Consider the following 25662-nt stretch of genomic DNA (forward strand, 5'->3'; position numbering starts at 1 on the left):
CCGCAAGAGAGACCGACACGATGCCGATCCGCAAGATTCTCACCGCCGGCACCCTGGCCCTCGCCCTGCCCGTCTGCGCTCACAAGGCTTGCGCCCACGAGGGCACCGGGCACCATGGCGGGCGCCTGGTCGAGGCCGGCCCCTATCACATCGAACTGGTGACCAAGGACCGGCGGGTCGAGGTCACGATCTACGACGCCAAGGAGAAGGCGGTGTCTCCGGCCGGCTTCAAGGGGACGGCGATCCTGGTCGTCGGCGGCAAGCCGGCCCGCGTGGTCCTGGTCCCGTCCGCAGCCGGACTCGCCGGCGAGGCCGAGGTGGCCCTCGGCGCGAACCCGAAGGGCGTGGTGCAGATCACCGGGCCGGACGGCGCGGCGGCGAGCGGCAAGTTCAACTGAGCGGGGAATCGATGCTCTCGCGATCGTTCCGAGGCTCGTCGCAGACGAGAACCCGGGATGAGGCCGGAGGTCTTGGGTTCGGCGTTCTCGGAACCTGCTTGATTGATCCCACACACGACCTCATCCTGAGGTGTTGGTCGATTGAAAATCGACTGACCTCGAAGGAGGGCTCCAGGGGTCGCGAGACTTCTGGAGCCCTCCTTAGAGGCTCCCTACGCTCGCACCTCAGAGCCTGTTTGAGCAGCGTGATTTGACAAAAACTGAGAAAAATCAGGAGAAATCCTACCATTCCACCTCATCCTGAGGTGTTAGTCGATCACAGATCGACTGACCTCGAAGGAGGGCTCCAGAAGCCTCTGCGATCCCTGGAGCCCTCCTTCGAGGCTCACTTCGTTCGCACCTCAGGATGAGGTTAGCGGGTAGGATGATCCCATCTGCCTCAAATATTGGGTAGAAATCCTGCTCAAACAGGCTCTCAGGATGAGGTGGGAGGGTAGGACAGTCTCGGCCGCCTCAAGTCTTGAGCTGAAAATCCTGTTCGATCCGGCTCAGGGTCTGTTTGATCGGGTAATCGAACTCGAACCCTCCACCGTCATCCCTGGTTCCCGGCTGCGCCGAGCCCCAGGATGACGCAGTGAAGCGGCGATGTCAGTGCCGGATCGACAGGATGATTGGACCAAACGGGCTCTCGGGACATCACGAGTATTTGGCTGCTTTCAAACTTCCGGATACCGCTGTGCGCCCTGTCATCTAGACCACGCCGCGCGGCGTCGAGACGATCGGCAATGTCGTGATGTCGTTGCGCCAGTCGAGCCGGCTCACGCCGCCTTGCGCACCACCTGCCCCGACACGAAACTCTGGATGTTGCGCACGGTCGAGAAGATCTCGCGGCTGAGCAGGTGTTCCGGAAACTCGAGGCCGAAATGCTCTTCCAGGTCCATCATCACCTGGACCGCGCCGAACGAGTCGAGTCCGTTGTCGAACAGGCACGCGTCGTCCGAGAGCCGGTCGAGGGTGCGGGCGAGGTTGCCGTGGCGGGCCAGAATCGTCCGGATTTCCTGGGTGGACGCCATCGTTCGACCTCGTTCTCTGCTTCTCTTGCTTAGACAGATACAGGCCGGAAATCAAACGCAATCGGTGCTGCTGGTGAATCGACCAATACCAGCCAGCATTGCCGCCCGGGCTGACCGGGGATGTCCCTCGGCGTCTCGCCCGGCATCGATCCTGCGGCGACAGGGGCGATGTCCCGGGCGGCGTGCCCGGACGGGACGAGGTTGTTCGAGAACGGCACGGGTGGCTTCCATGCGCGGACGGGTTGGGTCGGGGCGGTTCGAGGCGCTGGATGCGGGGCGGGGCGTCTGCGCGCTGGCCGTGGCGTTCTTCCACATGCCGCTCGCCCATCCGCTGCAGCACCAGGCCTGGTTCCCGAACCTGCAAGTCTGCGTCGACATCTTCTTCGTGCTGTCGGGATTCGTGCTGCTGCACGCCTATGGCGACCGGCTGGCGAGCGGCCGGCAGGTCCTGCGCTTCGTGCTGATGCGCTTCGGCCGGCTGTGGCCGCTCCACGCCCTCACCCTGGGGCTTCTGGTCGTGATCGAGACGGTGCGATTCCTGGTTCTGTCGCACCATCCCGGCCTGCCCGCCGCGACGCCGCCCTTCGGCGCGGCGCACCGCCCGATCGAGATCGTCACGAACCTGCTGTTCCTGCAGAACTTCCGCACCTTCGGCGATTACAGCTGGAACTTCCCGTCCTGGAGCATCGCGGTCGAGTTCTGGGCCTCGATCGTGCTGGCCGCGACCGTGCTGGCGGTGGGCCCCCGGGCCCGCCTCGCCTTCGCCGGGCTCGCGGCCCTGAGCGCGCTCGCCCTGTGGTGGGTGAGCCCGCGCACGCTGTTCGCGATCCAGAACTGGGGCATCCTGCGCTGCCTGTTCGACCTGTTCCTGGGCTGCCTCGCCTATCGCCTGCGCGACCTGGTCCGCCTGCCGCGCCCCGCCGCGACCGCAGCCGAGATCCTGGCTCTCGTGGTGTTGCCGGCCCTGGTGCTGGCGCTGCCCCAAGGGCCGCTCGGCTACGGCGCGAGCCTGGTCTTCGCCGCCGCGATCGCGCTGTTCTCGCACCAGGGCGGCGCAGCGTCGGGGCTCGCCCGGGCTCGGGCGCCCCAGGCCCTCGGCCGGTGGTCGTTCTCGATCTACCTGCTGCACCTGCCGGTGATCCAGGTCTTCACGGCCGTGATGCACGCCGCCGAGCCGCGCATCGGCCTGCCGCGCACGGTGATCCTCGGGCACGACCGCTTCCTCGATTTCGGCTCCGGGCCCGCCAACCTCGCGGTCGCCGCCGCCCTGGTGGCGGCCACGGTGCCGCTCGCCGCCCTCACCTACCGCTTGGTCGAGCGCCCCGCCCTCGCCTGGTTCCGGCGCAACGACGCCCGCCTCGCCGCGGCCGCCGAGCCCGTCCCGGCGGACGGCGCGACCCTGATGGTGCGCTGACGCCCGGACCTGTCTCAGTTTGGCATGGCCCGGCGGTCGGATCGGCGGCCGGATCGGTAACCGACCTGCGACTAAGTTCCTGTCCGTGCCCTGCCTGATCAGGGATGGTCGAAAAGCGGTCCCCACCGAGAACGAGTGTCGAGGGAACCCGCTTTCCGGCCGGCGTGACAGATGAGCGGAGTTGATCTCCGGATCGTCGATCGGAAGTCGCATGAGGCAGGGGCACGAGATGTCGACGGCAGAGTCCGCCGCGGCCACCACCCGCAGGACCGGCGGCACGCTGGCCGACCTGTGGGGATCGGCGCGCCGGCGCGCGGTCTGGATCGTCGCCAGCGCCGGCGTGATGGCGTCCTTGGGCGGCCTCTACGCGCTGCGGCAGGTGCCGACCTACCGCGCCACGGTCGAGCTCCTGATCGACCCGCAGGCGCTCCAGATCGTCGGGCGCGGCCTGTCGCGCCAGGACGCCCCGGCCCCGCTCGATTTCGCCAACCTCGAGAGCCAGGGGCTGATCCTGCTCTCGACCAAGCTCCTCGATCCGGTGATCGCCAAGCTCGGCCTCGCCGAGGATCCGGTGCTGATGAAGGGTATGCCGCCCGGCGCCGATCCGGAGGTGGTGGCGCTCGAGGCCCTGCGCAAGCGCATCGTGGTGAAGCGCGTCGACAACTCGTTCAACTTCCAGCTCACCGTCGCCTATCCGGATGCGCGGCGCGCGGCCGAGATCGCCAACACCATCGCGGCCCAGTTCTTCGAGACCGGCGCCCGCGACCGGGTCTCGGCGGTGCGCCGGGCCAACGAGGCGCTGCTGACCCAGGCCGGCGACCTGCGCGCCCAGCTCAACCGGGCCGACGTGGCGGTGGAGCGCTACCGGGCCGAGAAGGGCCTGATCGGCTCGGGCGATGCCGGGCTGCTGGTGTCGCAGCAGCTCAAGGACCTCTACACCCAGATCACCGCCGCCGAGACCAACCTGTCCCGGCTGTCGGCCCGGCGCGAGGTGGTGCGCGCGCTCCGCGTGCCGGACGGCCAGGTCCAGGCGGTGCCGGAGGCCGACACCTCGCAGGTGATGGTCTCCCTGCGCACCCAGTACGCCCAGACCCTCCAGGAACTCGCGACGCTGTCGCGCAGCCTCGGGCCGAGCCACCCGCAGATGATCGCGCTCGCCGCGCAGCGCGCCGCCACCGCCCGGCTGATCGCCGCGGAGGCCGACCGGATCCGCCGCACCATCGACGAGGACCAGCGCCGGGCCGAGGAGTCGTTGCGCCAGCTGCGCGCCCGCGCCGAGCGGCTGATCCAGAACCAGACCAGCAGCAACCAGGAGGGCATCCGCCTGCGCCAGCTCGAGAGCGAGGCGGAGGCGATCCGGCGCACCTACAACCTCGTCCTCGACCGGACGAAGGACCTCGAGCAGCAGCAATCGATCAACCCGAGCAACTCGCAGATCGTGTCGCGCGCCACCGCGCCGCTCAAGCCCTCGGATACCCCCGCCCCGATCGTGGTGGTGGCCGCCGGCCTGTTCGGCGCCGTGCTCGGGCTGATCCTCGGCTTCCTCTACGACGTCTGGCGCGGCAACATCACCACGGTCGCCGGCTTCGGGGCCGCCGCACCGGTCTGGGCCCGCCTGCAGCGGACGCGCCGGGCCGGCCGCGGCACCAGCGCCGAGGAGGCCCTGGTCACCGCGGCGCGCGAGCTGCGCACCCGATTCGCCGGCCGCGGCCAGTCGGTGGTCGTCACGGTGGCGTCCGACGGGCTCGCGCCCGAGCGCCTGAACGCGGCGGAGATCCTGACCGACCTGCTGATCCGCCTCGGCGAGCCCGCCCTCCTGGTGCCGGACCAGGCCTATGCCCGTCTCGGCTTCGGCGACGGCCCGCGCACCGACGCGCCGGTCCGCGGCCGGCTCGCGGTGCTCGATCCCGCCCGCGGGACGGAGCGGACGACCCGGCCCGAATTCATCGTGGCGGAGCGCGACCTCGCCCGCGGCGATGCCTGGCTGTCGATCCCCGAGACCTCGGACGCGATCCTCCTCGTCGTCGCCCCCGGCCGGATGACCCGCACCCGCCTGGAACGCCTGCTCGACACCCTCGACGGCGCCGGCCGCTTCCGGGCGCAGGGGCTGCTCGGCCTCGTCACGGTCGAGGCGCGGCGGGTTTCCCCCTTGCGCCGGCAGGTGCCGGCGCGGCCGGCGGCCGGCCAAGGTGCCGGCCAAATCCCCAACCAAGTCGCTGGCCAAGGTGCCGGCCAAGCTCCTGGCCAAGTGGCCGGCCAAGTGCCCGGCCGGGTGCGGACCGCGTGACGGCCGGCCTGAATCCGGCCGCCACGCTGCCGGCCGCCGACTGGCGCGCACCCTACCAGGGGCGGGTCGCGTTCGCCGTGCTGATCGGCGCGCTGGTCTTCAACGCCGCCCTCTGCTTCCTCAACACCGCCGGCTTCCCGGTCTCGGGCGGCACCGTCATGGGGGCCGAGGTGGCGATCATCGCGCTCACCCTTGGCTTTGCCCTCGACGAGCGCCCCGGGCCCTGGCTGATCCTCGCCGGGCTCGTGACCTACGGGCTGCTGCTGGTGGTCTTGCGCGGCTCGACCGACGTCAAGGGCATCCGCGACTTCCTGATCCCGGTCGTGTTCTACAATCTCGGGAGGCGCTCGCCCGACCTGCGCAGCGCCGACCGGGCGGTGCTGGCGAGCGGCGTCATCGTGGTGGTGATGGGCCTGTTCGAGTACGGCCTGTTCGACGTCTACCAGCAATACTTCAACATCGTGCGCTACTACGTTGCCCGCGGCAGCATGTCTCCTTCCGAGATCAACGAGCTGACCGGCTCGCTGTTCACCAGCGGCATCCGGCCGGATTCGCGCACCATCCTGCCCTTCCTCGGGCCGCACCGGGTCTCCTCGGTCTTCCTCGAACCGGTCTCGGCCGGCAATTTCGGCGCGGTGCTGTTTTCCTGGGCGCTCTACCGCCGCACCATGCGGGGCCGGGCCTGGCTGTTCCTCTGCGCGGCGATCACCATCATCCTGGCCGATGCCCGCTTCGGCGCGTATGTCTGCGTCGCGATCGCCGGGGCGATGCTGGTGGGATACCGCCTGCCGCGCCTGCTCTGGTTCGCCCTGCCCTTCACGATCCTGCTGGCGCTCGCGGTCTACGGCTTCGAGAGCATGCAGGTGACCTGGCAGAACGACATGGCGGGCCGCCTGCTCTGGGCCGCCCTCCTCGTCACCTCGCTGCCGCCCGCAGGCGTCTGGGGCATCCTGCCCGACAAGCTCTTCCTGGCGGATTCCGGCTACGCCTACGCCCTGACCCAGATCGGGGTGGCGGGCGCGCTGGTGGCCTGGGGCCTGTTCACCCTGATGCCGGCCCGCAACCCGGACGGCTGGCGTCTGCGCTGCGCCATGGCGATCTATCTCTGCCTGCTCCTCGTCATCAGCGACTCGCCGTTCTCGATCAAGACCGCGGCCCTGGTGTGGTTCATGCTGGGGGCGGCGGATGGGGCGGAGCGGGAGGCGTAGACCGGCCGTTTTCCGACAGGATGTCAGAGTTCGAGGAGAGGTCATGGCCCTGACCCGCAGCGTCAAGGACACCATCAAGGCGCGTGCCGAGCGAGATGCCGACTTCCGCGACGCTTTGCTGACCGAAGCGATCGAGCAGTTCCGTGCCGGCGGTTTCGAGACCGGCAAGGCGGTCTTGCGCATGTGCGTCGATGCGACGGTCGACGTCAGTCCGAGGACGAATCCGAGAGAACGGTGAGATCTCCGAAGCCAGAGAGGCTGGTCGATTGGCCTCTCCATTTCAAATCCACGGCGTCATTCCGGGGCCGCGCAGCGGAGCCTGAAATCCAGAAACTCAGGTGGAACAGGATCGAGCGGAACACGATCCGCCTTTTCCTAAACCATCCGCGGTTCTGGATTCCGGGCTCCGCTTTCGCGGCCCCGGAATGACGCGGAGGGTGTCGACACGGTCGAGCAAGTCGAACGAGTTCCGGGAGCGGTGGCCCGCACCGTTAACCCTGCCTTAACCATGAATCGGCCCAGGTTGCAGGGCGCCCGTGCCGGTTCCGAGCCGGTCCGCGTGTGCGCCGTGGAACCCGTTCATGCTGGACTCGGTCCGGATCTCGCTCAAGGTGCTGAACGCGGCCCAGCTCGCCTCGGTGGCGGCCGCGGCCTTCGGGCTGGCCTGGTTCGGCGGCGCCCTGTCCGGGGCCTCGCACCCCGCCGCGACCGAGCGGCCGGCCCTCGCGCAGACCCTCGGCCAGGCGGCGCGGGCCTATGCCGACGCCCTCGACGAGGAACTCAGCGCCTCGATCAACGATGCCCGCAACGCCGCCCTGCTGCTGCGCCTCGACGATCCCGGCCTGTCCGATGCGTGGCGCTCCGGCCGGTTGCAGGACTGGCTCGCCCTCAATGCGCGCTACCGGGCCGCGACCCTCATCGCCCCCGACGGGACCCTGCGCGCCGCCGGCGGGCCCGGCGGGATGCCAGGCGACCGGGCGCTCGCCCGCAACGCGCAGCCCCGCGACGCCCAGGTCGCGGTGGCGGCCGGCTCCGCCGACGCGCCCTTCGCCCTCACCCTGGCGCTCGGCCTCCCCGGCCGGTCGGACCGGATCGTGCTGCGGGCCGCGCCGGGCTATTTCGACGGCCTCGGCGAGCGGGTCCGCCGCGCGCTGGCCGCCGGCGACGGGATCCGCTTCGCGGTGGCGGGCGCCGACGGGCGGGCGCTGGTCGGGTCGCTGCCGGCCGCCGGCGATCCCCACCCGCACGAGGCCGCGCCGACCCGCGGCAGCCGCGACATCGCCAGCCCCGGCTGGCTCGTCACCGCCTCCGCCCCCGAACTCCCGCGCCGGCCCGCCTCCGGGCCCGACCCGCGCCTCATCGCCCTCGGGCTCGCCCTGGTGATCGGTGCCGGCGCCCTCGGCTACGGCCTCGGCGGGCGGGTCTCGTCGCGGCTGCGCCGCCTCGCCGAGGAGGCCGAGGGCGACGGGGCGGCGGCGCCGGTCTCGCGGGTGCGCGAGATCGCGGCGATCGCCGGCAGCGTCCGCGACCGGGCCCAGAGCCTCGACGCCCGCCTCGCCGGGGCCGGGACCGGCCTCGACCGGGTGCGGGGCCGCCTGCACACCTTCGAGGCGATGTCGGGCTGGACCTGCTGGGAGATCGACCCCGAGACCCGGCAGGTCGTGTGGTCCGATCCCGACGGGGCCGGAATCCTGGCCGGGGCCGACCGCGTCGCGACGCTCTCCGACCTCGCCGCCCGGTTCGAGGCGATCGACCGCCCGCTCCTCGACCTCGCGCTCGCGGCGGCCCTCGGGGCCGACGGCCCCCACGACGTGGTGATGCGCCTGCGCGGACCGGTGCCGGAGTCCGAGCGGCGCCTGCTGCTGCGGTTCCTGCGCGGCCGCGACGCCGCCGGCCGGACCCGCATCCACGCGCTGAGCCGGACGATCCGCGCGGGCGAGGCCGCCGACACGCCGTCCGGCGCCAACGAGCGGCGGCGCAACCTCGTCCTGCGCCGGGTCACCGACGGCATCGTCCACGATTTCAACGACGTGCTCACGGTGGTGCTGATCAATCTCGGGGTGCTGCGGCGCCAGACCGGCCTCGATCCGCGGCAGGCCGCCCTCACCGAGGCGGCGCTCGCGGGCGCCCAGCGCGGGGCGGCGCTGACCCGGCGCCTGCTCGGCCTGGTGCGCGGCGGCGAGATGGCCGCCGATCAGCCCCCGGCGGAACTGGCCTCGTCCGACCTCGCCGCGACCGTAGCCGCCTTCCTGCCCTTCCTCCAGGCCAACGTCCTGCGCGACGCCCCGGTCGTCACCCGCATCCCCGCCGACCTGCCGCCGGCGGCCTGCGGCGAGCGGCTGATCGAACTCGTCCTGCTCAACCTCGCCTTCCACGTCCGCGACCTCGGCCTGCACGGCTTCGCGATCGGGGCGGCCGAGCACCCGGCCGAGGCGCCGCCGGTCGCCGGCATGCCGGAGGGGGCGGTCCTGCGGGTGCTGTTCGCCAGCGGCCGCCGGCCGGCGGGCGCCGCCGCGCGGCCCGGCCTCCAGGCGCTCGAGACCGTGGGCCGGCTGCTCCGCGCCGCCGGCGGCGGCTGGCGCGTCCTGAGCGATGGGTGCGGCGAGGAGGCGTTCCTGGCCGAGGCGTGGCTGCGCGCGGACGCGCGCCCCTCCGAGGCGCACCCTGCGGAAGCGGGCGCCCAGGGGGCGGGCCGCGCCGATTCCCGTCTCGACGCCATTGCCGGGCCGGCGCCGCAGGCGCCGTTGCGCATCCTGCTCGTCGAGAGCGACAGCCTGGTGCGCGCCAGCCTCGTCGAGGCCCTGGCCGAGCTCGGCCATGCCGTGGTCCAGGCGGCGTCCGGCGAGCACGCCCTCGCGCTGCTCGCGCAGGATGCCGCCTTCGACGCGATGATCGCCGACCAGGCGATGCCGGTGATGACCGGCCTCCAGCTCGCCGCCACCGTGGTCGAGCGCCATCCGGCCTTGCGCGTCATCCTGGCGAGCCCGCACGGCCAATTGCCCGCCGCCGCCCGCCGCTTCCTCCAGCTCGACAAGCCGTTCCGCCGCGAGGACCTCGCCGCCGTGCTCGCCGCCCGCGCCGCCTGAGCGGCGCGAGCCGGGTTCTCCCCGATCGGTAAAATTTGCCGGCACGATTCTCGGGACAGGCAAGCCAAATTTAACCGTCCGCCCGCATAAACCAGTGCACAGAGTGTCTGTGTTCTCGTGTGGAGGCGGCGTTGATTGCCTCGAGTCAATGTAAAGCGGTTCGCCTCGTCTGTGGCGCGGGCCTCGCCGTTCTCGCCACGTCCGGGACCCTGCGGGCGGCGGATCTCCGGGCGCCGGCCGCGGATGCGGACTGGTATACCGGCGCGCGGGCACAGGCGGTCGACGACAGCTGGGCGGTCGCCGTCGACGGCTCGACCAGCGTGACCTCGAACAGCTCGGCCTTCGGCTCGGTCACCGTGACGGCGCCGCTCGCCGGCTCGCCGAGCCAGAGCGGCCCGCGGGTGCGGGTCGAGGCCATCGGGGCACCTATTCCTATCCGGGCCAGGCCGTCGCCTCGCGGGTGACGGGCTACCAGCAGGAAGGCTCGGCGATGGCCGGCTACGAGTGGGTGTGGCGCGATGCGGCGCTCGCCGGCTTCATCGGCTTCAACGTGCGCAGCAACCAGCTCTCGGTGGTCGATCCCGGCAACCCGGTCGTCGGCACCGGCATCGGCCTGCGCGTCGCCGCCAATTTCTACGCCAACCCGACCGACCGCACCATGGTGTCGGCCTACGGCTCCTACTCGACCAAGTTCAACGCCTATTACTCGCGCCTGCGCGTCGGCTACATGGTCGCCGACGGGGTCTATCTCGGCCCCGAGGCGCTCTTCCTCGGCGACGACTTCTTCCGCCAGTACCGGATCGGCGCCCACCTCTCCGGCGTGAAGTTCGGGCCGGTGCAGATGTCGCTGGCGGCGGGCTACGTGCAGGACCGGGTCCAGGGCTCGGGCTATTATTCGAGCATCGAGGCGCGGGCGAATTTCTGACGATCCGGCGCCTGCGCCCCGCTCGACCGTCGATCGGGAAGCCGAGATCGCTCCCGCTCGCCGGCCTCGAGCATGTTCCGACGAAGTGGATACCGGTTCGTCGCAGAAAATGCGGCAAAATCAACGACCTAGAGAGCTTCGCGATTGCAGCGCGATCGTGAAGTGCTCTAGCCGACCGGCCCCGGTGCTGGGGGCTGCCTCCGGCAGACTGGTCTCGATGCCGGAAGCGGGCACCGCGAACGGTGCCGGCTCGTCGGCGATCGCCCGAGACGAGCGGCGTTTCGCGTCCATCGTCCCGAGGACAGCGTGGTCTCGACCGCCGTAGAACGGGGTCGCTCCGTCGGCGGCGTGATCGATGCGTCGTCGAATCCATGCAGGACGATGCCGCGATCGTGCTCCGGGATGAGCAGCCCTCTGCGACAGGGCGCGCTGCATCGCCGCGATGCACGTGGCGCCGCCGATCCAGCCTCGCCGCGCGCCGATGCGGGTCGAGGGTATCGGCCTCCCCATCCTGATTCGCCCGACGATCTCGCATGAAGGCCTGGCCGTCCATGACGGAGCGCGGGCCGCCCGACGCGCGTTTCGCGCCGCCGTCGGACCCGAAGACCTGCGCCGGACAGGCAGCCGCCCGTCATGCTCGACCAAGCAATCGCGGTTCTGTTTCCGCAGGGTTGTCAGGTGAAGGCATTCCACATCCACCGGTCGCGCCGACAGGCTGTTCACCAAATCATTCGCGCAATTTGACTAGCGTGCGGATGATCTGCGTCAAGTGAACTTTCTTAATTTGTGTCCAAATGCGACTTTTTTGCATGATTTTGCGATCGATTTCGGCTTGAGTTGCTGGTGGAAATCAGGTTTTCGTAACGAGAAATGGACACAATCCGATGGCCTAGGATCTGAAGATTCCGGAGAGGTGAGCGTGGTGCGGGCGTTGCGATGGCTGGCCTGGATGGGGACGACAGCGGCCGGTCTCGCCCTCTTGAGCCAGCCCGTCGGCACCCAGAACCAGCTCGCGATGAGCCTTGCCGCCATGGTGGCGATGGCCGCGCTCTGGCTCGTCCTCGACGGGCCGCGGACGCGCTTCGTCTTCCTGGCGGTCGGCAGCCTGGTGGTGCTCCGCTACATCCTGTGGCGGGTGACCGACACGCTGCCCTCGCCGGGCGATCCGGTCAGCTTCGGCTTCGGCCTGCTGCTGCTGCTGTGCGAACTCTACTGCGTCTTCATCCTGTTCGTCAGCCTGATCATCAACGCCGAGCCCCTGCGGCGCCGCCCGCCCGCCGCGGTCCCGGCGCCCGACCTGCCCTGCGTCGACGTCTTCGTGCCGAGCTACAACGAGGATGCCGACATCCTGGCGATGACGCTGGCCGCCGCGCGCCAGATGAACTACCCGCCCGAGAAGCTGACCGTCTGGCTCCTCGACGACGGCGGCACCGACCAGAAATGCGCCGACCCGGATCCCGCGAAGGCGCAGGCCGCGCAGGACCGGCGGCGCGACCTGCAGGCGCTCTGCCGTGACCTCGACGCGCGCTACCTGACCCGCGCCCGCAACGAGCACGCCAAGGCCGGCAACCTCAACAACGGGCTTTCCGCCGCCACCGGCGACCTCGTGCTGGTGCTCGACGCCGACCACGTGCCGTTCCGTTCGCTGCTCGCCGAGACCGTCGGCTACTTTTCCGAGGATCCGAAGCTCTTCCTGGTCCAGACCCCGCACGCCTTCCTGAATCCCGATCCGATCGAGCGCAACCTCAGGACCTTTGAGCGGATGCCGTCGGAGAACGAGATGTTCTACGCGGTGACCCAGGCCGGGCTCGACAAGTGGAACGGCTCGTTCTTCTGCGGCTCGGCGGCGCTCCTGCGCCGCGCCGCCCTCGACGAGGCCGGGGGATTTGCCGGCATCACCATCACGGAGGATTGCGAGACCGCCTTCGAGCTGCATTCCCGCGGCTGGACCAGCGCCTATGTCGACAAGCCGCTGATCGCCGGCCTCCAGCCCGACACGCTCGCCGACTTCATCGGCCAGCGCTCGCGCTGGTGCCAGGGCATGTTCCAGATCCTGCTGCTCAAGAACCCGGCCCTGCAGAAGGGGCTCAAGCCGATCCAGAAGCTCGCCTATCTGTCGAGCATGACGTTCTGGTTCTTTCCCGTGCCGCGGCTCGTCTTCATGTTCGCGCCGCTGCTTCATATCTTCTTCGACCTGAAGATCTTCGTCGCCAGCGTCGACGAATCGATCGCCTACACGGCGACCTACATCGTCATCAACCTGATGATGCAGAACTACGTCTACGGCAAGTTTCGCTGGCCGTTCGTCTCCGAATTGTACGAGTACGTCCAGGGCCTGTACCTGTCGAAGGCGATCGTCTCGGTGATCTGGTCGCCGCGCAAGCCCACCTTCAATGTCACCAACAAGGGCGCGACCCTCGACCACGACCACCTGTCGGCGCTGTCGCTGCCGTTCTTCGCCGTCTACGGCCTGCTGCTCACCGGCTGCCTCGTCGCGGCCTGGCGCTACGCGTTCGAGCCCGGCGTGACCAACCTGATGCTGGTCGTGGGCCTGTGGAACCTGTTCAACCTGCTCACCGCCGGGGCGGCCCTAGGGGTCTGCGCCGAGCGCCGGCAGATCGAGCGCACGCCCTCGCTCGCGGTTGCCCGCCGCGGCCAGCTCAGCCTCGCGGGCCGGGCCGTGGACGTGGCGATCGAGCGGGTCTCGGCGGAGGCCTGCACGGTGCGGATGCCGGCGGCCGCCCTCGCCCCCGGCGCCGGCCACCGCCCGGTTCCCGGCACGCTCACGGTGGTGCCGGTGGCGGGGGCGCGCCCCGCCGGGGCCCTGCCGGTGGTGCTCGGCCCGGTCACCCGGTCGGGGGCCGACGCGGTCTGCCGCCTCGCCTTCGGGACTTTGCGGCCGCCGGACTACGTCGCGCTCGCCGGCCTGATGTATGGCGATGCCGAGGCGATGCGCCGGTTCCAGCTGCGCCGGCGCCGCCACAAGGACCTGTTCACCGGCACGCTGCAATTCGTCTGGTGGGGGCTCGTCGAGCCGTTCCGCGCCCTGCGCTACGCGTTCGCCGGCGAGGGGCCCCGTTCCGTCCCGGTCGAGGCGCCGGAGGCGGCCCCGGTCTATGACGGGCCCGCGCCCGTGGCTTCCCCATTGCCGCCGGTCGACCTGCCGCTGGCGCCCCTCGCGCCGCGGACGCGGCCGACGATCCCGGTGCGTCCCCAGGTCCAGACCCAACCTCAAATCCACCCTCAGGTGCAGCCGCAGCCACCCGTGTCCCCGCCCCCACAACCCCAGGCTCAGACCCAGACCTCCCCGCACGCCGAGCCGGAGGCCGAGGGCGACTGGGTCCGCCTGATGCTCGATTTCGAGAACGACCGCGCGCTCGCCGCCCGCACCCAACGCACCGATGCGGCGTGAGGCCGGGATGATGCTGCGCCGCTTGGTCGATCGTCGCTGTGTGACCGGTGTGGGTTCTCTCCTTTCCCCGCGGGCGGCAGGGCTGTCCGGGGAAAAGAAGAGGAGCGGGAAATCCTCCTCTCCCCGCGGGCGGGGAGAGGACTTCATCGACCTTGTCGTCGATGAAGTGAGCGGAGGCGCAGCCGGAGCGAGGGTGAGGGGAAGGTTCCGGAAGAGCCTCGTCCTGAGACACCCCCTCACCCTCGCCCTGCGGGCTCCCTTCACCCCCGACGAGGGGGGTGAAGGCCTCTCCCCGCCCGCGGGGAGAGGGGAAAACTCGCGCCTCAATCTTTCCCCGGACAGCCCTGCCGCCCACGGGGAGAGGAGAGGAGCCGCGCCTTCTCCTGAGCGGTTCTGCCATCGGTTCGACCGATCACGGATTCACCCGGAACCCCTGGTTGGGGAGAAGCGCGCGGTTCGAGCCGTCGCAGCCTTCCTGATCGCCTGCCTCCTCGCCACCCCCGCCCTCGCCCAGAGCTTCCTCGGCACCGGGCCGGCCGAGCGCCTGACCCTGCCGCCCGGCGGCGAGACCATGCGGCCGGCGCCGCGACCGCCCGGAGCGCAGCCTCCCCAGGGCCAGGTACCCCAGAGCCAGGTACCTCAGGGCCAGGCGCCCCAGGGCCCCACCCCGAGGCCGACCCGGCCCGCCGCCCCATGCCGGTCGCCGCGACGGTCGCGGCGGCGCGGCGGTTTCCCGCCGGCTTCCGCGGCTATCGCCTGGCCGGCGAGGAGGACGCGCTGCACTTCCCCGTCTTCCTGACCGAGGCCCAGGCCAGGGGAACGGCGAAGCTGCGGGTTTCCTACCTGTCGGCGATCTCGGTGGCGCCGGAGGCGTCCGAATTGTCGGGCAGCGTCAACGGCACCAAGGTCGGCTGGACCCGGATCCAGGCGCCCGGCGCCGTGAAGGTGGTGGAACTGCCGATCCCCGAGGGCCTGCTCAAGTCGGGCTACAATGCGGTGACCCTCGCGGCCAGCCAGCGCCACCGGGTCGATTGCTCGACCGAGGCCACCTACGAACTCTGGACCCAGATCGATCCGTCGCGCTCCGGCCTCGTCGTGGCGCAGGCCGGCGACCTCGACCTCAAGACCCTGGCGGCGATCGAGCCCGACGAGAGCGGGGCGCTGCCGATCGGCGTGCTGCTCACGGAGCGGCCGAGCCCGGAGCGGCTGGAGCGGATGATCGGCGCCGTGCAGGCCCTGGCCCTGGTCGGGCGGCTCGCCGGGCCGGCGGTGAGCTTCGGGCCGGCCCTCACCGGCCGGGCCGGCGTCACCCTCGTCGTCGGCACCGCGGCGGAGATCCGCGGCACGGAAGGGCTGGAGGAACTCGGCCCATCACCGGCCCGCGGGTCGCCCTGCTGGCGCCCCGGGCCGGCCGCGCCCCGATCCTCGTCGTCGCCGGCGCGAGTGCGGCGGACGTGCGCCGGGCCATCGCCCAGCTTGCCGCGTCGGGCGACGACACCGGCACGCCGGCGGGCCTGCGCCTCGCCGAGCTGGCGCGGGGTCTGCCCGTGCGCGGCGGCGAGAGCCTGACCCTGGACCAGCTCGGCGTGACGAGCCGCGAGTTCAACGGCCGGTTGCTGCGGGTCGGCTTCGCCGTCCAGTTCCCGGCCGATTTCGTCCCGGCCGATTACGGCAAGGTGATGCTGCACCTCGCCGGCGGCTACGCGGCGGGGCTGGAACCGAGCGCCCGGATCGTCGTCGACATCAACGGCCGCAACGCCGCCAGCGTGCCGCTGCCCTACAGCCGCGGCGAGGTGTTTTCCGACAGCGCGATCCCGCTCCCCTTGAGCCTGTGGCGGCCGGGGCTGAACCGGGTCGAGATCAGCGCCCAGCTCCCCACCGCCGCCGACCGGGCCTGCGACACCCTGGCGCCGGGCGCCAAGCGCGCGCGCTTCCTGTTCCTCGACCGCACCCGGATCGACATCCCGGCGCTGGCCCGCGCCGTGCGCAGCCCCGATCTCGCCGCGGTCAAGGCCGGGGCGGTGCCGTTCCTGGCTCCCGATCTCTCGACCGCCGGCCCGCGCCCGCGCCTGGTCCTGCCGACCCCCGACCGCGACTCGGCCTCCGCCGCCGCGACCCTGGCGGCCCGCTTCGCCGTCGCGGCCGGCCGGGTGATCGACTTCGAGGTCGCGGGCGACGAGCGCGAGGCGGGGGGCGGCGCCCACCTCGTCGTCGCGCCGGTCCGGGCGCTGACCCCCGCCGCCCTCGAGGCGGTCGGCCTCGATCCGGGCCGGGTGCGGGGCATCTGGGAGGGCCGGGCCGAGACCGTGGCCACCCCCGGCCCGTTCGGGGCGGAGGGCGTCGTCACCCTCGACCGCCTGCGCCGCAACCTGCCGATGCGCTGCGCCCTGCCGGCCGTCACCGCGCCTCTGCGCACCGCGGCGCCGGCCCCATCGCAACAGGCCTCCGTGCAAGCCGTCCCGCCGGCCCCGGCACCCGAGCCCGCCGAGGCGCCCCCCGACAGCGAGGCGGACCTGGTGGCGCGCTGGGACGAGTCGGCGCGCGGCTTCAGCGTCCCGGCGGTGCTCGCCAACGGCTGGACCGGCCTCGTCCAGCGGGCGGCGGAGGCCCGCGACCTCGTGCTGCGGCTTGCCGGCGGGCCGGCGCCGGAGGCCGTGCCGCTCAATCCCCGCGCCTCGCTGATCGTCGCGCAAGGCGCGGGCGGCCGGCTCGCCGACGGCACCGTGCTGGTGACCGCCCCGAACGCCTCGATGCTCAAGGCCTCGGTCTCCTGCCTCGTCGATCCGTCGGTCTGGACCGGCCTGTCCGGCCAGGCCGCCTTCCTGGACGCTTCGGACGGCAGCCTCGGCACCGTGCAGCCCCAGCGCGTCGGGCTGATCGAGACGCAGACCCGGAGCCTGGCGAACCTGCGGCTGGTCTCGGCCGCCTGGCTCTCCCTCAATCCCGGTGCCTACGTGGCGATGACGCTGGTCATGGCGCTCTGCCTCGGGCTCGCCACGACGAGCCTCGTGCGCCAGCTCGGCCGGAGGAACCGATGAGCCGCCTCCCCGCCCTCGCCTGTGCGGCGTCCCTGCTGCTGGCCGCCGGGCCCGGACGGGCGCAGGGCCCCCAGCCGCCGCAGGCCATCCAGCCGCCGCAGGCCGTTCAGGCGCCCGACGGTGCGCAGGATCAGGTCGCGCAGGGCGAGGGGCCGACCGCCGTGCCCCCCGCCGTCGCCGTGCCGAGCCTGCCCCCGCCCGCGAGCGAGGCGCCCGGCCGCGCCGCCGGGTCGGCGCTCGCCGGCAGCCTCGGGGACGATGCCGGCTGGCGCGCCTACCGGGCTCGGTTCGTGACCGAGAAGGGCCGGATCGTCGACACCGCCAACGGCTTCATCAGCCACAGCGAGGGCCAGGGCTACGGCATGCTGCTGGCGGTGGCGGCGGGCGACCGCGCCACCTTCGAGCGGATCTGGGGCTGGACCCGCGCCAACCTGATGGTGCGCTCCGACGAACTCCTGGCCTGGCGCTGGGCGCCGGACCACCGCCCGGCGGTCGCCGACATGAACAACGCCACCGACGGCGACATCCTGGTCGCCTGGGCGCTGACCGAGGCGGCGGAGGCCTGGGGCGAGCCGTCCTACCGCACCGCGGCGCGGCGCATCGCCGTCGAGTTCGGCCGCAAGACGATCCTGTTCCGCGCCGCCCCCGGGCCGCTGGTGCTGCCGGCGGTATCGGGATTCGCCGCCCGCGACCGGGCCGACGGGCCGCTGGTCAACCTCTCCTACTGGGTCTTCCCGGCCTTCCAGCGGCTCGGCCTCGTGGCGCCGGAATACGACTGGGCCGCGGTGATCCGCAGCGGCGTCGAGATCCTGCGCCGCTCGCGCTTCGGCCCGAGCGCGCTGCCGACCGAGTGGATCTCCGCCAGGGACGAGGCGCTTCGCCCCGCCGACGGCTTCCCGCCGCTCTTCTCCTACAACGCCATCCGCATCCCGCTCTACCTCGCCTGGGCGGGCGTCGGCCGGCCCGAGGATTACGCGCCGTTCCGGACCCTGTGGGGCGGGATCGACCGCGAGCGCCTGCCGATCGTCGATACCCGCGACGGCCGCCCGGTCGAGTGGCTGACCGAGCCCGGCTACACCGCGCTCCCGGCCCTTGTCGCCTGCGCCCAGGACGGCACGCCCTTGCCCGCAAGCTTGCGCAGCGTGCAGGACGGGCAGAACTACTACCCGACGACGCTCCACCTCCTCGCCCTGGTCGCGGCCCGGATGCGCACTCCCCAATGCCTGAAATCCTGAGCCGCACCCTCCCCTTCGCGGCGGTCCTCCTCCTCGCGGCCGCCCCTGCGCTGGCCCAGGCACCCGAGGCCGGGGTCCCGCGGGTCGTCTACGGCGACGGCGTGCGCGCGCCCGCCATCATGGTCGATCCCGAGACCTCCCGCACCCCCGGCATGGTCGACGAGAGTGCGCTCCGCTACTACGCCTCGCAGAAGCAGACCGCCCGGGTGAAGGCGGAGATCGCCCGCCTCAAGCGGCTCTATCCGGGCTGGACCGAGCCGCAGGACCTCGACAGCCTGCAGCCGAGCCCGCCCGAGGAGGCGCCGCTCTGGGACCTGTTCACGGCGGGCCGCCTCCAGGACCTGCGCGCCGCCATCACCGCGCGCCGCTCGGTCGAGCCGTCCTGGCAGCCCTCCGAGGAGCTGGCGCGCAAGCTGCGCCGGGCCGAGTTCCGCTCCAGCATCGCGGCCGCCGCGGGCAAGAACCCGGAAGGGGTCGTGGCGCTCTACCGGGCCGACCCGAGCGCGCTGGACCCCTCCGACATCGAGAGCATCTGGACCATCGCCGACGACCTCGCCGCCACGGGAGCGAGCGAGGACGCGTTCACCCTCTACAAGTCGGTGCTGGACGGCAACGCGGATACCGGCGCGCGGCTCGCCACGATCCAGAAGGCGATGGCCCATCTCAAGATGGAGCAGGCCGAGCGGTTGATCGCGATGGGGAGGCAGGAACCGTCCGGCGCGTCCGAGTTCGACCCGATCCGCCTCGACATCACCCGGGCGCGGATCGCCGCCTTCCTGCACGACGAGCCGGCCCAGACCCCGACGCTGGCCGACCTCACCGCCTTCCAGGCCTATGCCCGCAAGACCGCTGAGCCGAGCCAGACCGGGCTGCTCGGCTGGTACGCCTACAAGCGGCGCCAGTTCCGCGAGGCGCTGGAATGGTTCAAGCTGGCGATCGCGCGAGGCGGCGACGCCATGGTGGCGCACGGCCTCGCCCATACCCTGCGCGAGCTCAACATGATGCGCGAGGCCGAGGAGGTGGCGTATGCCTGGCGCGACCGCTTCGTCGGCAACGAGCTCCTGTTCATCGACCTCCTCGAGCGCAAGCTGACGCTGGCGAGCCCGCCCTATATCGAGCCGGCCCGGATCGAGCGCTACGCCCGCGTCGTCAACGCCACGGCGTCGGGCGAGGGCGCGCAGGGGCTGGCCTGGTACGCCTACAATTCCTGCCAGTTCGACGCGGCCCTGGAGTGGTTCCAGCGCGCGGTCGCCTGGATGCCGAGCGAGAGCACGGTGTTCGGCTACGCCCTCACCCTCCAGCGCCAGCGGCGCCAGCGGCCGTATCTGGAGGTGGTCAACCGCTACGACGGCCTGTTCCCGAAGGTGGTCGACCTGCTGTTCCGCGAGGGCCAGGGCGGCCCGCCGCTGCCTTGCGCGGTACAGACCGCCTCCGGCGGCCGGGCCGCGCCCGCGGCGCCCGCGGCGGCCAACGCGACCCGTCCCGAGCCGCCGCCCTCCTACGGCCGCGTGCCCCGGCCGGACGCTCCCGGCGCCGGCGGCCGGACGGAGGCGGTGCCGCAGGCGGTCCAGCGCGGCGAGTTCCCCCTGGCCGTCCCCCTCGACAATCCCCTGCGCTATCCGCCCGCCGGGATCGGCCAGGGCGCCGCCCCGGGCCTCTATGCCCGCGAGCCCACGGTGCCGGCCCCGCCGCTGGTCGCCCGCCGGGTGCCCGGCGCCGGGGCGATGCCCTACGAGCGCTACGGCTACACGCTGCTGCCGGGCTATAACGGCCTCGACAAGCCGGAGGGCCTGACCGCGCCGCCGCCCGGCACCCTGTGGCAGGACCAGCAGGGCGAGCGCAACCGCTCCGCCTCGCCCGAGAGCGACCGCTTCTCGGTGCCGGCGCGCACCACCTCGGAGCGGACGGTGCCCGCCGAGAAAGGCTATCCGTGAGATTGCGCCTGACCGTCTGTCTCCTCGGCCTGATCGGGAGCGCCCCCGACACGGCCCTGGCGCAATCCGCCCCGGCCCTGCGGCTGCCCGGCGCCGGCCGGGTCGCCGCGGTGATCGAGACGCGCCACCGCGACGGCTTCGACCAGCGCATTGCCTACGAGGGCGGCGACGGACGCAACCACGCCGAGATCGCCTTGCGCAACGAGACCGGCGACCTGCTCCTCGCCTTCCCGCCGCGGCTCGCCAAGCCGAGCGAGTTCGGCATCAGTGGCGAGATCGCCGTGCGCTTTCCCGGCGAGCCGATGCGGATCCAGGCGCCGCGCCGCAACGCCTACGGCCCGGTCGGCCTGGCGCTGGGGACGGACTGCCTCTACGCGTGGCAATGGTTCGAGCGGCCGCGCCGGGGCACGGGGGAGGCGTCCCGCGACGGGATCTTCGGCACGACCGACCCGTCCGCCCCGCGCCGCGCCCTGTCGCTGCGGATCCGGCTCTGCCGCACCGCGCAGGCGAGCCTCGACGACCTCGTGGCGGCGGTCCAGCACCTGACGATCGCGCTGCCGGGCGACGGCGCGGTCCGGGCGCCCGCCGCCCCGCGCCCGGCGCCGCGCCGCGTCCAGCGCAAGCCGGCGCCCCGCCCCGCGCCGGCCGAGCCCAGACCCGAAGTGAGGCCGGAGGAGAAGCTGGACACCCGCCCGGTGCGTCCCCCGCCGGAGCGTCCGCCGCTCCCGGCGGACCCGGCCCCGACCCGCCCGACCGTCCCGGTCCCGCCGCAGGTCCCGACGGAGAGCGGTCGCCGCTACCTCGCCCCACGGGCGCCCGAGCCGCGGGCACCCGAGACCCCGCCGGCCCCGGAAGCCGCGCCCCGCGGCGGGTCGCAGCGCTACATCACCGACGGGCCCCAGCCCGCCGAGCCCCAAGGCGCCACCCCGACGCCGAGCCCGGTCCCGGGCCGCGGTACCGGCGAGACCCTGTCGCGCGACCTGCCCCCCGAAGCCTACCGCCCGCCGCCGGATCGCGGCCCGGGGCGGTGAGGGAGGGTGTCCAAGGCTCACGACAGGGCCTGACCTACGCAGAGGCTAGGCTTTTCCACCCCACGACCTCATCCTGAGGTGCGACTGCAAGGAGCCTCGAAGGAGCGATCCAGATGTCTCTGCGATCCCTGGAGCCCTCCTTCGAGGTCAGTCGATCTTCGATCGACTGACACCTCAGGATGAGGTTGCGGGTGGGGGAAGAGAATCCCCCGTCGGTCTCACGCTGTCGTCGTGGACCGTGCGCGCACCCCCGCTCAGTCCCGCCCCGCCTCGCGCAGGTGGCGGACGATGCCGGAGAAGTCGGTGCCGCCCTGCCCGGCCGCCTCGAAGGCGGCGTAGATGGCTTCCGCGTGCGCGCCGAGCGGCGTCGCGGCGCCGGCGCCCGCGGCAGCTTCCTGCGCCAGGCGCAGGTCCTTCAGCATCAGGGCGGCGGCGAAGCCCGGCTTGTAGTCGGTGTTGGCCGGGGAGGTCGGCACCGGGCCCGGGACCGGGCAATAGGTGGTGAGCGACCAGCACTGGCCCGACGAGGTCGAGGCGACGTCGAACAGCGCCTGGTGCGACAGGCCGAGCTTTTCCGCCAGCACGAAGGCCTCGGCGACGCCGATCATCGAGATGCCGAGGATCATGTTGTTGCAGATCTTGGCCGCCTGGCCGGCGCCGGCCTCGCCGCAATGCACGACCTTGCGGCCCATCTTCGCCAGGATCGGCTCGGCCCGGGCGAAGGCCTCCGGCGAGCCCCCGGCCATGAAGGTCAGGGTCGCCGCCTTGGCGCCGCCGACCCCGCCGGAGACCGGGGCGTCGAGGCTGATGAGCCCGCGTTCCCGCGCCTTGTCGTGGGCGCTCCGCGCGCTGGCGACGTCGATCGTCGAGCAGTCGATCATCAGGGCGCCGCCGCCCACATGCGGCAGCACCGCGTCGTAGACCGCCAGCACGTGACGCCCCGCCGGCAGCATGGTGACGACGATCTCGGCCCCCGCCACCGCGGCCTCGGCGCTGTCCGCCACCGTGATCCCGGCGGCGCGGGCGGCGTCCAGCGCCTCCGGCACCAGGTCGAAGCCCGTCACCGCGTGGCCCGCCGCGACGAGGTTGGCGGCCATCGGCCCGCCCATGTTGCCGAGGCCCAGGAAGGCGATCTGCGTCATCGTTGTTGTCCTCGTTGCCCTATGGTTGGTTGAAGGGGGTGCAGGGAATCCGGCGCGCCCATGGCAGGCGCGAGAGACCTCGCCGAGACCGCGCGCTCATTCCGAAAGCCGATTGTCCCTCGGGGGAAATGAAGCCCTCCATCGTCATTCCGGGGCCGCGAAAGCGGAGCCCGGAATCCAGACACTCAGGTGGAAAAGAATAAAGCGGAACGCGATCCGCCTTTTTCTAGACCATCCGCGGTTCTGGATTCCGGGCTCCGCTGCGCGGCCCCGGAATGACGCAGTGGGTGTCAAGGCCGTCGAGAGTCCGCCTGATCTCCGCGCGACGGGCAGAGCGACATGAGCGAGACCATGATTTCCGCGAGAATTCGACCTGACGGCACCGTCGTGCGGCGCGAGCCGGATGGAAGTGAAATGGTGTTCCCACCCGCTCCGGTGCGCCCGATGACCGACGCGGAGGTTTCCGCGGCTGCGCCGGCCGATCCGGATGCGCGTCCGACCACCCCTGAGGGCTTGGCTGGCGCCCGACGCCTGCCCCGCATCCGCGCCTTGTGTCGGACCCTCGCGGCGCGTCCGGGGTGACGCGACCACCTCTCAGGTCCCCACCAGGCCCCGCGCCACGATCACCCGCATGATCTCGTTGGTGCCCTCCAGGATCTGGTGCACCCGCAGGTCGCGGACGATCTTCTCCACCCCGTATTCCGACAGGTAGCCGTAGCCGCCATGGAGCTGCAGCGCCTCGTTGGCGACCCGGAAGCCGGTATCGGTCGCGAAGCGCTTGGCCATGGCCGAGCGCTGGGTGGCGTCGGGGTCCTTGCGGTCGAGGCTGGCGGCGGCGCCGTAGAGGAGCGCGCGGGCGGCTTCCAGCTCGGTCGCCATGTCGGCGAGGCGGAATTGCAGCGCCTGGAAGTCGTCGAGGCGCTTCCCGAAGGCCTTGCGCTCGGCCATGTAGGCGAGGCTCTTGTCCAGCGCCGCTTGCGCCCCGCCGAGCGAGCAGGCGCCGATGTTGAGCCGGCCGCCATCGAGCCCCGCCATGGCGATGCGAAAGCCGATCCCCTCCTCGCCGAGGCGGTTCTCGACCGGGACCCGGCAGCCGTCGAAGATCACCTGGCGGGTCGGCTGGGCGTTCCAGCCCATCTTGCGCTCGTTCGGCCCGAAGGACAGGCCGGCTGCGTCGGCGGGCACCACCAGGGTCGAAATGCCCTTCGGCCCCGCCTCGCCGGTGCGCACCATCGTCACGTAGAGGTCGGCCGCGCCGGCGCCCGAGATGAACTGCTTGGCGCCGTCGAGGATGTAGTGGTCGCCGTCCCGCCGGGCGGTGGTGCGCAGCGCGGCGGCATCCGACCCCGAGCCCGGCTCGGTCAGGCAATAGGCGGCGACCTGGTCCATCCGGCACAGACCCGGCAGGAAACGCTCGCGCTGGGCGTCCGAGCCGAACCGGTCGATCATCCAGGCGGCCATGTTGTGGATCGACAGGAAGGCCGCGACCGTCGGGCAGCCGAGGCTCAGCGCCTCGAAGATCAGGGCGGCGTCGAGCCGGGTCAGCCCCGAGCCGCCATGCTCCTCCGCAATGTAGATGCCGCCCATGCCGAGCGCCGCGGCCTCGCGCAGCACGTCGAGGGGAAAATGCTTGCGCTCGTCCCAGTCGAGGGCGTGCGGCGCGATCCGCTCGGCCGCGAAGCTGCGCGCCATGTCGCGGATCGCGATCTGGTCCTCGGGGAGGGTGAACAGGGTCATGGCGGCTTTTCCTCCTGTTCTGAATTTCTTGTTCTAACCCTCGCTCCGTGAAGGGCGCGGGATCCCCTCTCCCGTGTGGGAGAGGGGTAGGGGTGAGGGTGCTACGGTTCTGGATCGAGCACTCAGCGTTGAGCTGCCAGCACGACGTTCAATGTTTGATCCTGAAGCGTGTCACCCTCACCCCCGGCCCCTCTCCCACACGGGAGAGGGGGAAGTGCTACTGCATCACCGGCATCGAGAACTGCGCGCCTTCCTTCACCCCCGACGGCCAGCGCTGGGTGACCGTCTTGGTCTTGGTGTAGAAGCGCACCGCGTCCGGCCCGTGCTGGTTGAGGTCGCCGAAGCCCGAGCGCTTCCAGCCGCCGAAGGTGTAGTAGGCCAGCGGCACCGGGATCGGCACGTTGATGCCGACCATGCCGACCTGGACCTTGGCGGCGAAGTCGCGGGCGGCGTCGCCGTCGCGGGTGAAGATCGCGACGCCGTTGCCGTATTCGTGCTCGTTGGGGAGCCGCAGCGCCTCGGCATAGTCCTTGGCCCGCACCACCGACAGCACGGGGCCGAAGATCTCTTCCTTGTAGATCCGCATCTCCGGCGTCACGTGGTCGAACAGGCAGCCGCCCATGTAGAAGCCGTTCTCGTAGCCCTGCATCTTGAAGGCCCGGCCGTCGACCGCGAGCTTGGCGCCCTCGTTCACGCCGATCTCGACGTAGTTGCGCACCCGCTCCAGCGCCGCCTTGGTCACCAGCGGGCCGTAATCGGCGCTCGGATCCGTGGACGGGCCGATCTTCAGGCTCTCGACCCGCGGGATCAGCTTGCTCATCAGGGCGTCGGCGGTCTTCTCGCCGACCGGCACCGCCACCGAGACCGCCATGCAGCGCTCGCCGGCCGAGCCGAAGCCGGCACCCATCAGGGCGTCGACCGCCTGGTCCATGTCGGCGTCCGGCATGATGATCATGTGGTTCTTGGCGCCGCCGAAGCACTGGGCGCGCTTGCCGGTCGCGGTCGCCCGGGCATAGACGTACTGGGCGATGTCGGAGGAGCCGACGAAGCCGACCGCCTGGATGATGTCGTCGTCGAGGATCGCGTCCACGGCCTCCTTGTCGCCGTTGACGACGTTGAGGATGCCGGCCGGCAGGCCCGCCTCGATCATCAGCTCGGCGAGCCGCATCGGCACGCCCGGATCGCGCTCCGAGGGCTTCAGGATGAAGGCGTTGCCGCAGGCGATGGCGGGCGCGAACTTCCACATCGGGATCATGGCGGGGAAGTTGAACGGCGTGATGCCGGCGACGACCCCGAGCGGCTGGCGCATCGAGTAGATGTCGATGCCCGGGCCCGCCCCTTCCGTGTACTCGCCCTTCTGGAGGTGCGGGATGCCGCAGGCGAACTCCACCACCTCGACGCCGCGCTGGATGTCGCCCTTGGCGTCGGGAATGGTCTTGCCGTGCTCGCGGGCGAGCAGGTCGGCGAGGCTGTCCATCTCGCGGGCGATGAGGTCGAGGAAGCGCATCATCACCCGCGCGCGGCGCTGCGGGTTGGTAGCGGCCCACGCCACCTGCGCCTTGGCGGCATTCTCGATGGCCGCGCGCATCTCGGCCTGGCTCGCCAGAGCCAGCCGCCCGATCACCTCGCCGGTCATCGGCTGGTAGATGTCGGAATACCGGCCCGAGCGGCCGGGAACGTGCTCGCCGCCGATGAAGTGCCCGACTTCGCGCGCCATTGGGGATCCTCCCTGGATCGATCGT

General features: G+C 71.8%; 15 protein-coding genes and 2 pseudogenes. 13 read left to right on the forward strand and 4 right to left on the reverse strand.

Features of this window, described 5'->3' with window-relative positions; translation table 11 throughout:
* The first annotated feature begins 20 nt into the window (after positions 1 to 20).
* The gene (locus F1D61_RS13740) at positions 21 to 398 is read left to right on the forward strand and encodes a hypothetical protein (RefSeq protein ID WP_203158495.1); all 378 of its coding nucleotides are present in this window, start codon (positions 21 to 23) and stop codon (positions 396 to 398) included.
* An 818-nt stretch (positions 399 to 1216) separates the two neighbouring features.
* Here F1D61_RS13740 and F1D61_RS13745 read toward each other — a convergent pair.
* Positions 1217 to 1471: an acyl carrier protein gene (locus F1D61_RS13745; RefSeq protein WP_203158496.1), complete on the reverse strand. Its 255-nt coding sequence runs from the start codon at positions 1469 to 1471 to the stop codon at positions 1217 to 1219.
* 229 nt (positions 1472 to 1700) lie between these two features.
* On the opposite strand from F1D61_RS13745, the gene F1D61_RS13750 reads away from it, so the two are divergent.
* The 12 genes and pseudogenes from F1D61_RS13750 to bcsN all read left to right on the forward strand — a co-directional run bounded on the left by F1D61_RS13750 (position 1701) and on the right by bcsN (position 21041).
* Positions 1701 to 2885 (forward strand): acyltransferase family protein, encoded by a 1185-nt coding sequence (locus tag F1D61_RS13750; protein WP_203158497.1) that lies wholly within the window; start codon positions 1701 to 1703, stop codon positions 2883 to 2885.
* A gap of 229 nt (positions 2886 to 3114) precedes the next feature.
* Entirely contained in the window at positions 3115 to 5172 is a 2058-nt protein-coding gene (locus tag F1D61_RS13755) for a GumC family protein (protein ID WP_203158498.1), read from the forward strand.
* Complete coding sequence (locus F1D61_RS13760) at positions 5169 to 6380, forward strand: hypothetical protein (RefSeq protein WP_203158499.1); 1212 nt, start codon at positions 5169 to 5171, stop codon at positions 6378 to 6380. Before F1D61_RS13755 ends, F1D61_RS13760 begins: the two co-directional genes overlap by 4 nt.
* A gap of 43 nt (positions 6381 to 6423) precedes the next feature.
* Entirely contained in the window at positions 6424 to 6618 is a 195-nt protein-coding gene (locus F1D61_RS13765; RefSeq protein WP_246775872.1) for a hypothetical protein, read from the forward strand.
* A 343-nt stretch (positions 6619 to 6961) separates the two neighbouring features.
* Positions 6962 to 9466: a response regulator gene (locus F1D61_RS13770; RefSeq protein ID WP_203158500.1), complete on the forward strand. Its 2505-nt coding sequence runs from the start codon at positions 6962 to 6964 to the stop codon at positions 9464 to 9466.
* Between the two features lie 209 nt (positions 9467 to 9675).
* Positions 9676 to 10391 (forward strand): annotated as a pseudogene (bcsS, locus tag F1D61_RS13775) (cellulose biosynthesis protein BcsS).
* Positions 10392 to 11340: 949 nt separating this feature from the next.
* On the forward strand, positions 11341 to 13803 hold the full coding sequence (gene bcsA / locus F1D61_RS13780; protein WP_246775873.1) for a UDP-forming cellulose synthase catalytic subunit: 2463 nt from the start codon (positions 11341 to 11343) through the stop codon (positions 13801 to 13803).
* Between the two features lie 693 nt (positions 13804 to 14496).
* Positions 14497 to 14952, forward strand: a pseudogene (locus tag F1D61_RS34190) (cellulose biosynthesis cyclic di-GMP-binding regulatory protein BcsB); the annotation flags it as partial.
* Complete coding sequence (locus F1D61_RS13785; protein ID WP_246775874.1) at positions 14835 to 16841, forward strand: cellulose biosynthesis cyclic di-GMP-binding regulatory protein BcsB; 2007 nt, start codon at positions 14835 to 14837, stop codon at positions 16839 to 16841. The pseudogene F1D61_RS34190 and the gene F1D61_RS13785, both read left to right, overlap by 118 nt.
* Entirely contained in the window at positions 16838 to 18076 is a 1239-nt protein-coding gene (locus F1D61_RS13790; protein WP_203158502.1) for a glycosyl hydrolase family 8, read from the forward strand. The genes F1D61_RS13785 and F1D61_RS13790 overlap by 4 nt, the downstream gene beginning before the upstream one ends.
* Entirely contained in the window at positions 18061 to 20010 is a 1950-nt protein-coding gene (locus tag F1D61_RS13795) for a hypothetical protein (protein WP_203158503.1), read from the forward strand. The genes F1D61_RS13790 and F1D61_RS13795 overlap by 16 nt, the downstream gene beginning before the upstream one ends.
* A complete protein-coding gene (bcsN, locus tag F1D61_RS13800; RefSeq protein WP_203158504.1) occupies positions 20007 to 21041 on the forward strand; it encodes a cellulose biosynthesis protein BcsN in 1035 nt (344 codons plus the stop codon). The genes F1D61_RS13795 and bcsN overlap by 4 nt, the downstream gene beginning before the upstream one ends.
* Before the next feature lie 254 nt (positions 21042 to 21295).
* Here bcsN and mmsB read toward each other — a convergent pair whose 3' ends face one another.
* The 3 genes from mmsB to F1D61_RS13815 form a co-directional block, all read right to left on the reverse strand.
* Positions 21296 to 22183 carry a 3-hydroxyisobutyrate dehydrogenase gene (gene mmsB, locus F1D61_RS13805; RefSeq protein ID WP_203158505.1) on the reverse strand — a complete coding sequence of 296 codons (888 nt, stop codon included), beginning with the start codon at positions 22181 to 22183 and terminating at the stop codon, positions 21296 to 21298.
* 594 nt (positions 22184 to 22777) lie between these two features.
* Positions 22778 to 23920: an isobutyryl-CoA dehydrogenase gene (locus F1D61_RS13810; protein WP_203158506.1), complete on the reverse strand. Its 1143-nt coding sequence runs from the start codon at positions 23918 to 23920 to the stop codon at positions 22778 to 22780.
* Positions 23921 to 24137: 217 nt separating this feature from the next.
* Positions 24138 to 25637: a CoA-acylating methylmalonate-semialdehyde dehydrogenase gene (locus tag F1D61_RS13815; RefSeq protein WP_203158507.1), complete on the reverse strand. Its 1500-nt coding sequence runs from the start codon at positions 25635 to 25637 to the stop codon at positions 24138 to 24140.
* Between the last annotated feature and the right edge of the window lie 25 nt (positions 25638 to 25662).

The organism is Methylobacterium aquaticum (assembly GCF_016804325.1).
GTDB lineage: Bacteria > Pseudomonadota > Alphaproteobacteria > Rhizobiales > Beijerinckiaceae > Methylobacterium > Methylobacterium aquaticum_C.

Excerpts from the sequence above, each read along its gene's own strand:
- F1D61_RS13740 (WP_203158495.1), top strand. The coding sequence starts at position 21 with ATGCCGATCCGCAAGATTCTCACCGCCGGCACCCTGGCCCTCGCCCTG.
- F1D61_RS13745 (WP_203158496.1), bottom strand. The coding sequence starts at position 1,471 with ATGGCGTCCACCCAGGAAATCCGGACGATTCTGGCCCGCCACGGCAAC.
- F1D61_RS13750 (WP_203158497.1), top strand. The coding sequence starts at position 1,701 with ATGCGCGGACGGGTTGGGTCGGGGCGGTTCGAGGCGCTGGATGCGGGG.
- F1D61_RS13755 (WP_203158498.1), top strand. The coding sequence starts at position 3,115 with ATGTCGACGGCAGAGTCCGCCGCGGCCACCACCCGCAGGACCGGCGGC.
- F1D61_RS13765 (WP_246775872.1), top strand. The coding sequence starts at position 6,424 with ATGGCCCTGACCCGCAGCGTCAAGGACACCATCAAGGCGCGTGCCGAG.
- F1D61_RS13770 (WP_203158500.1), top strand. The coding sequence starts at position 6,962 with ATGCTGGACTCGGTCCGGATCTCGCTCAAGGTGCTGAACGCGGCCCAG.
- bcsA (WP_246775873.1), top strand. The coding sequence starts at position 11,341 with ATGGGGACGACAGCGGCCGGTCTCGCCCTCTTGAGCCAGCCCGTCGGC.
- F1D61_RS13790 (WP_203158502.1), top strand. The coding sequence starts at position 16,838 with ATGAGCCGCCTCCCCGCCCTCGCCTGTGCGGCGTCCCTGCTGCTGGCC.
- F1D61_RS13795 (WP_203158503.1), top strand. The coding sequence starts at position 18,061 with ATGCCTGAAATCCTGAGCCGCACCCTCCCCTTCGCGGCGGTCCTCCTC.
- mmsB (WP_203158505.1), bottom strand. The coding sequence starts at position 22,183 with ATGACGCAGATCGCCTTCCTGGGCCTCGGCAACATGGGCGGGCCGATG.
- F1D61_RS13810 (WP_203158506.1), bottom strand. The coding sequence starts at position 23,920 with ATGACCCTGTTCACCCTCCCCGAGGACCAGATCGCGATCCGCGACATG.
- F1D61_RS13815 (WP_203158507.1), bottom strand. The coding sequence starts at position 25,637 with ATGGCGCGCGAAGTCGGGCACTTCATCGGCGGCGAGCACGTTCCCGGC.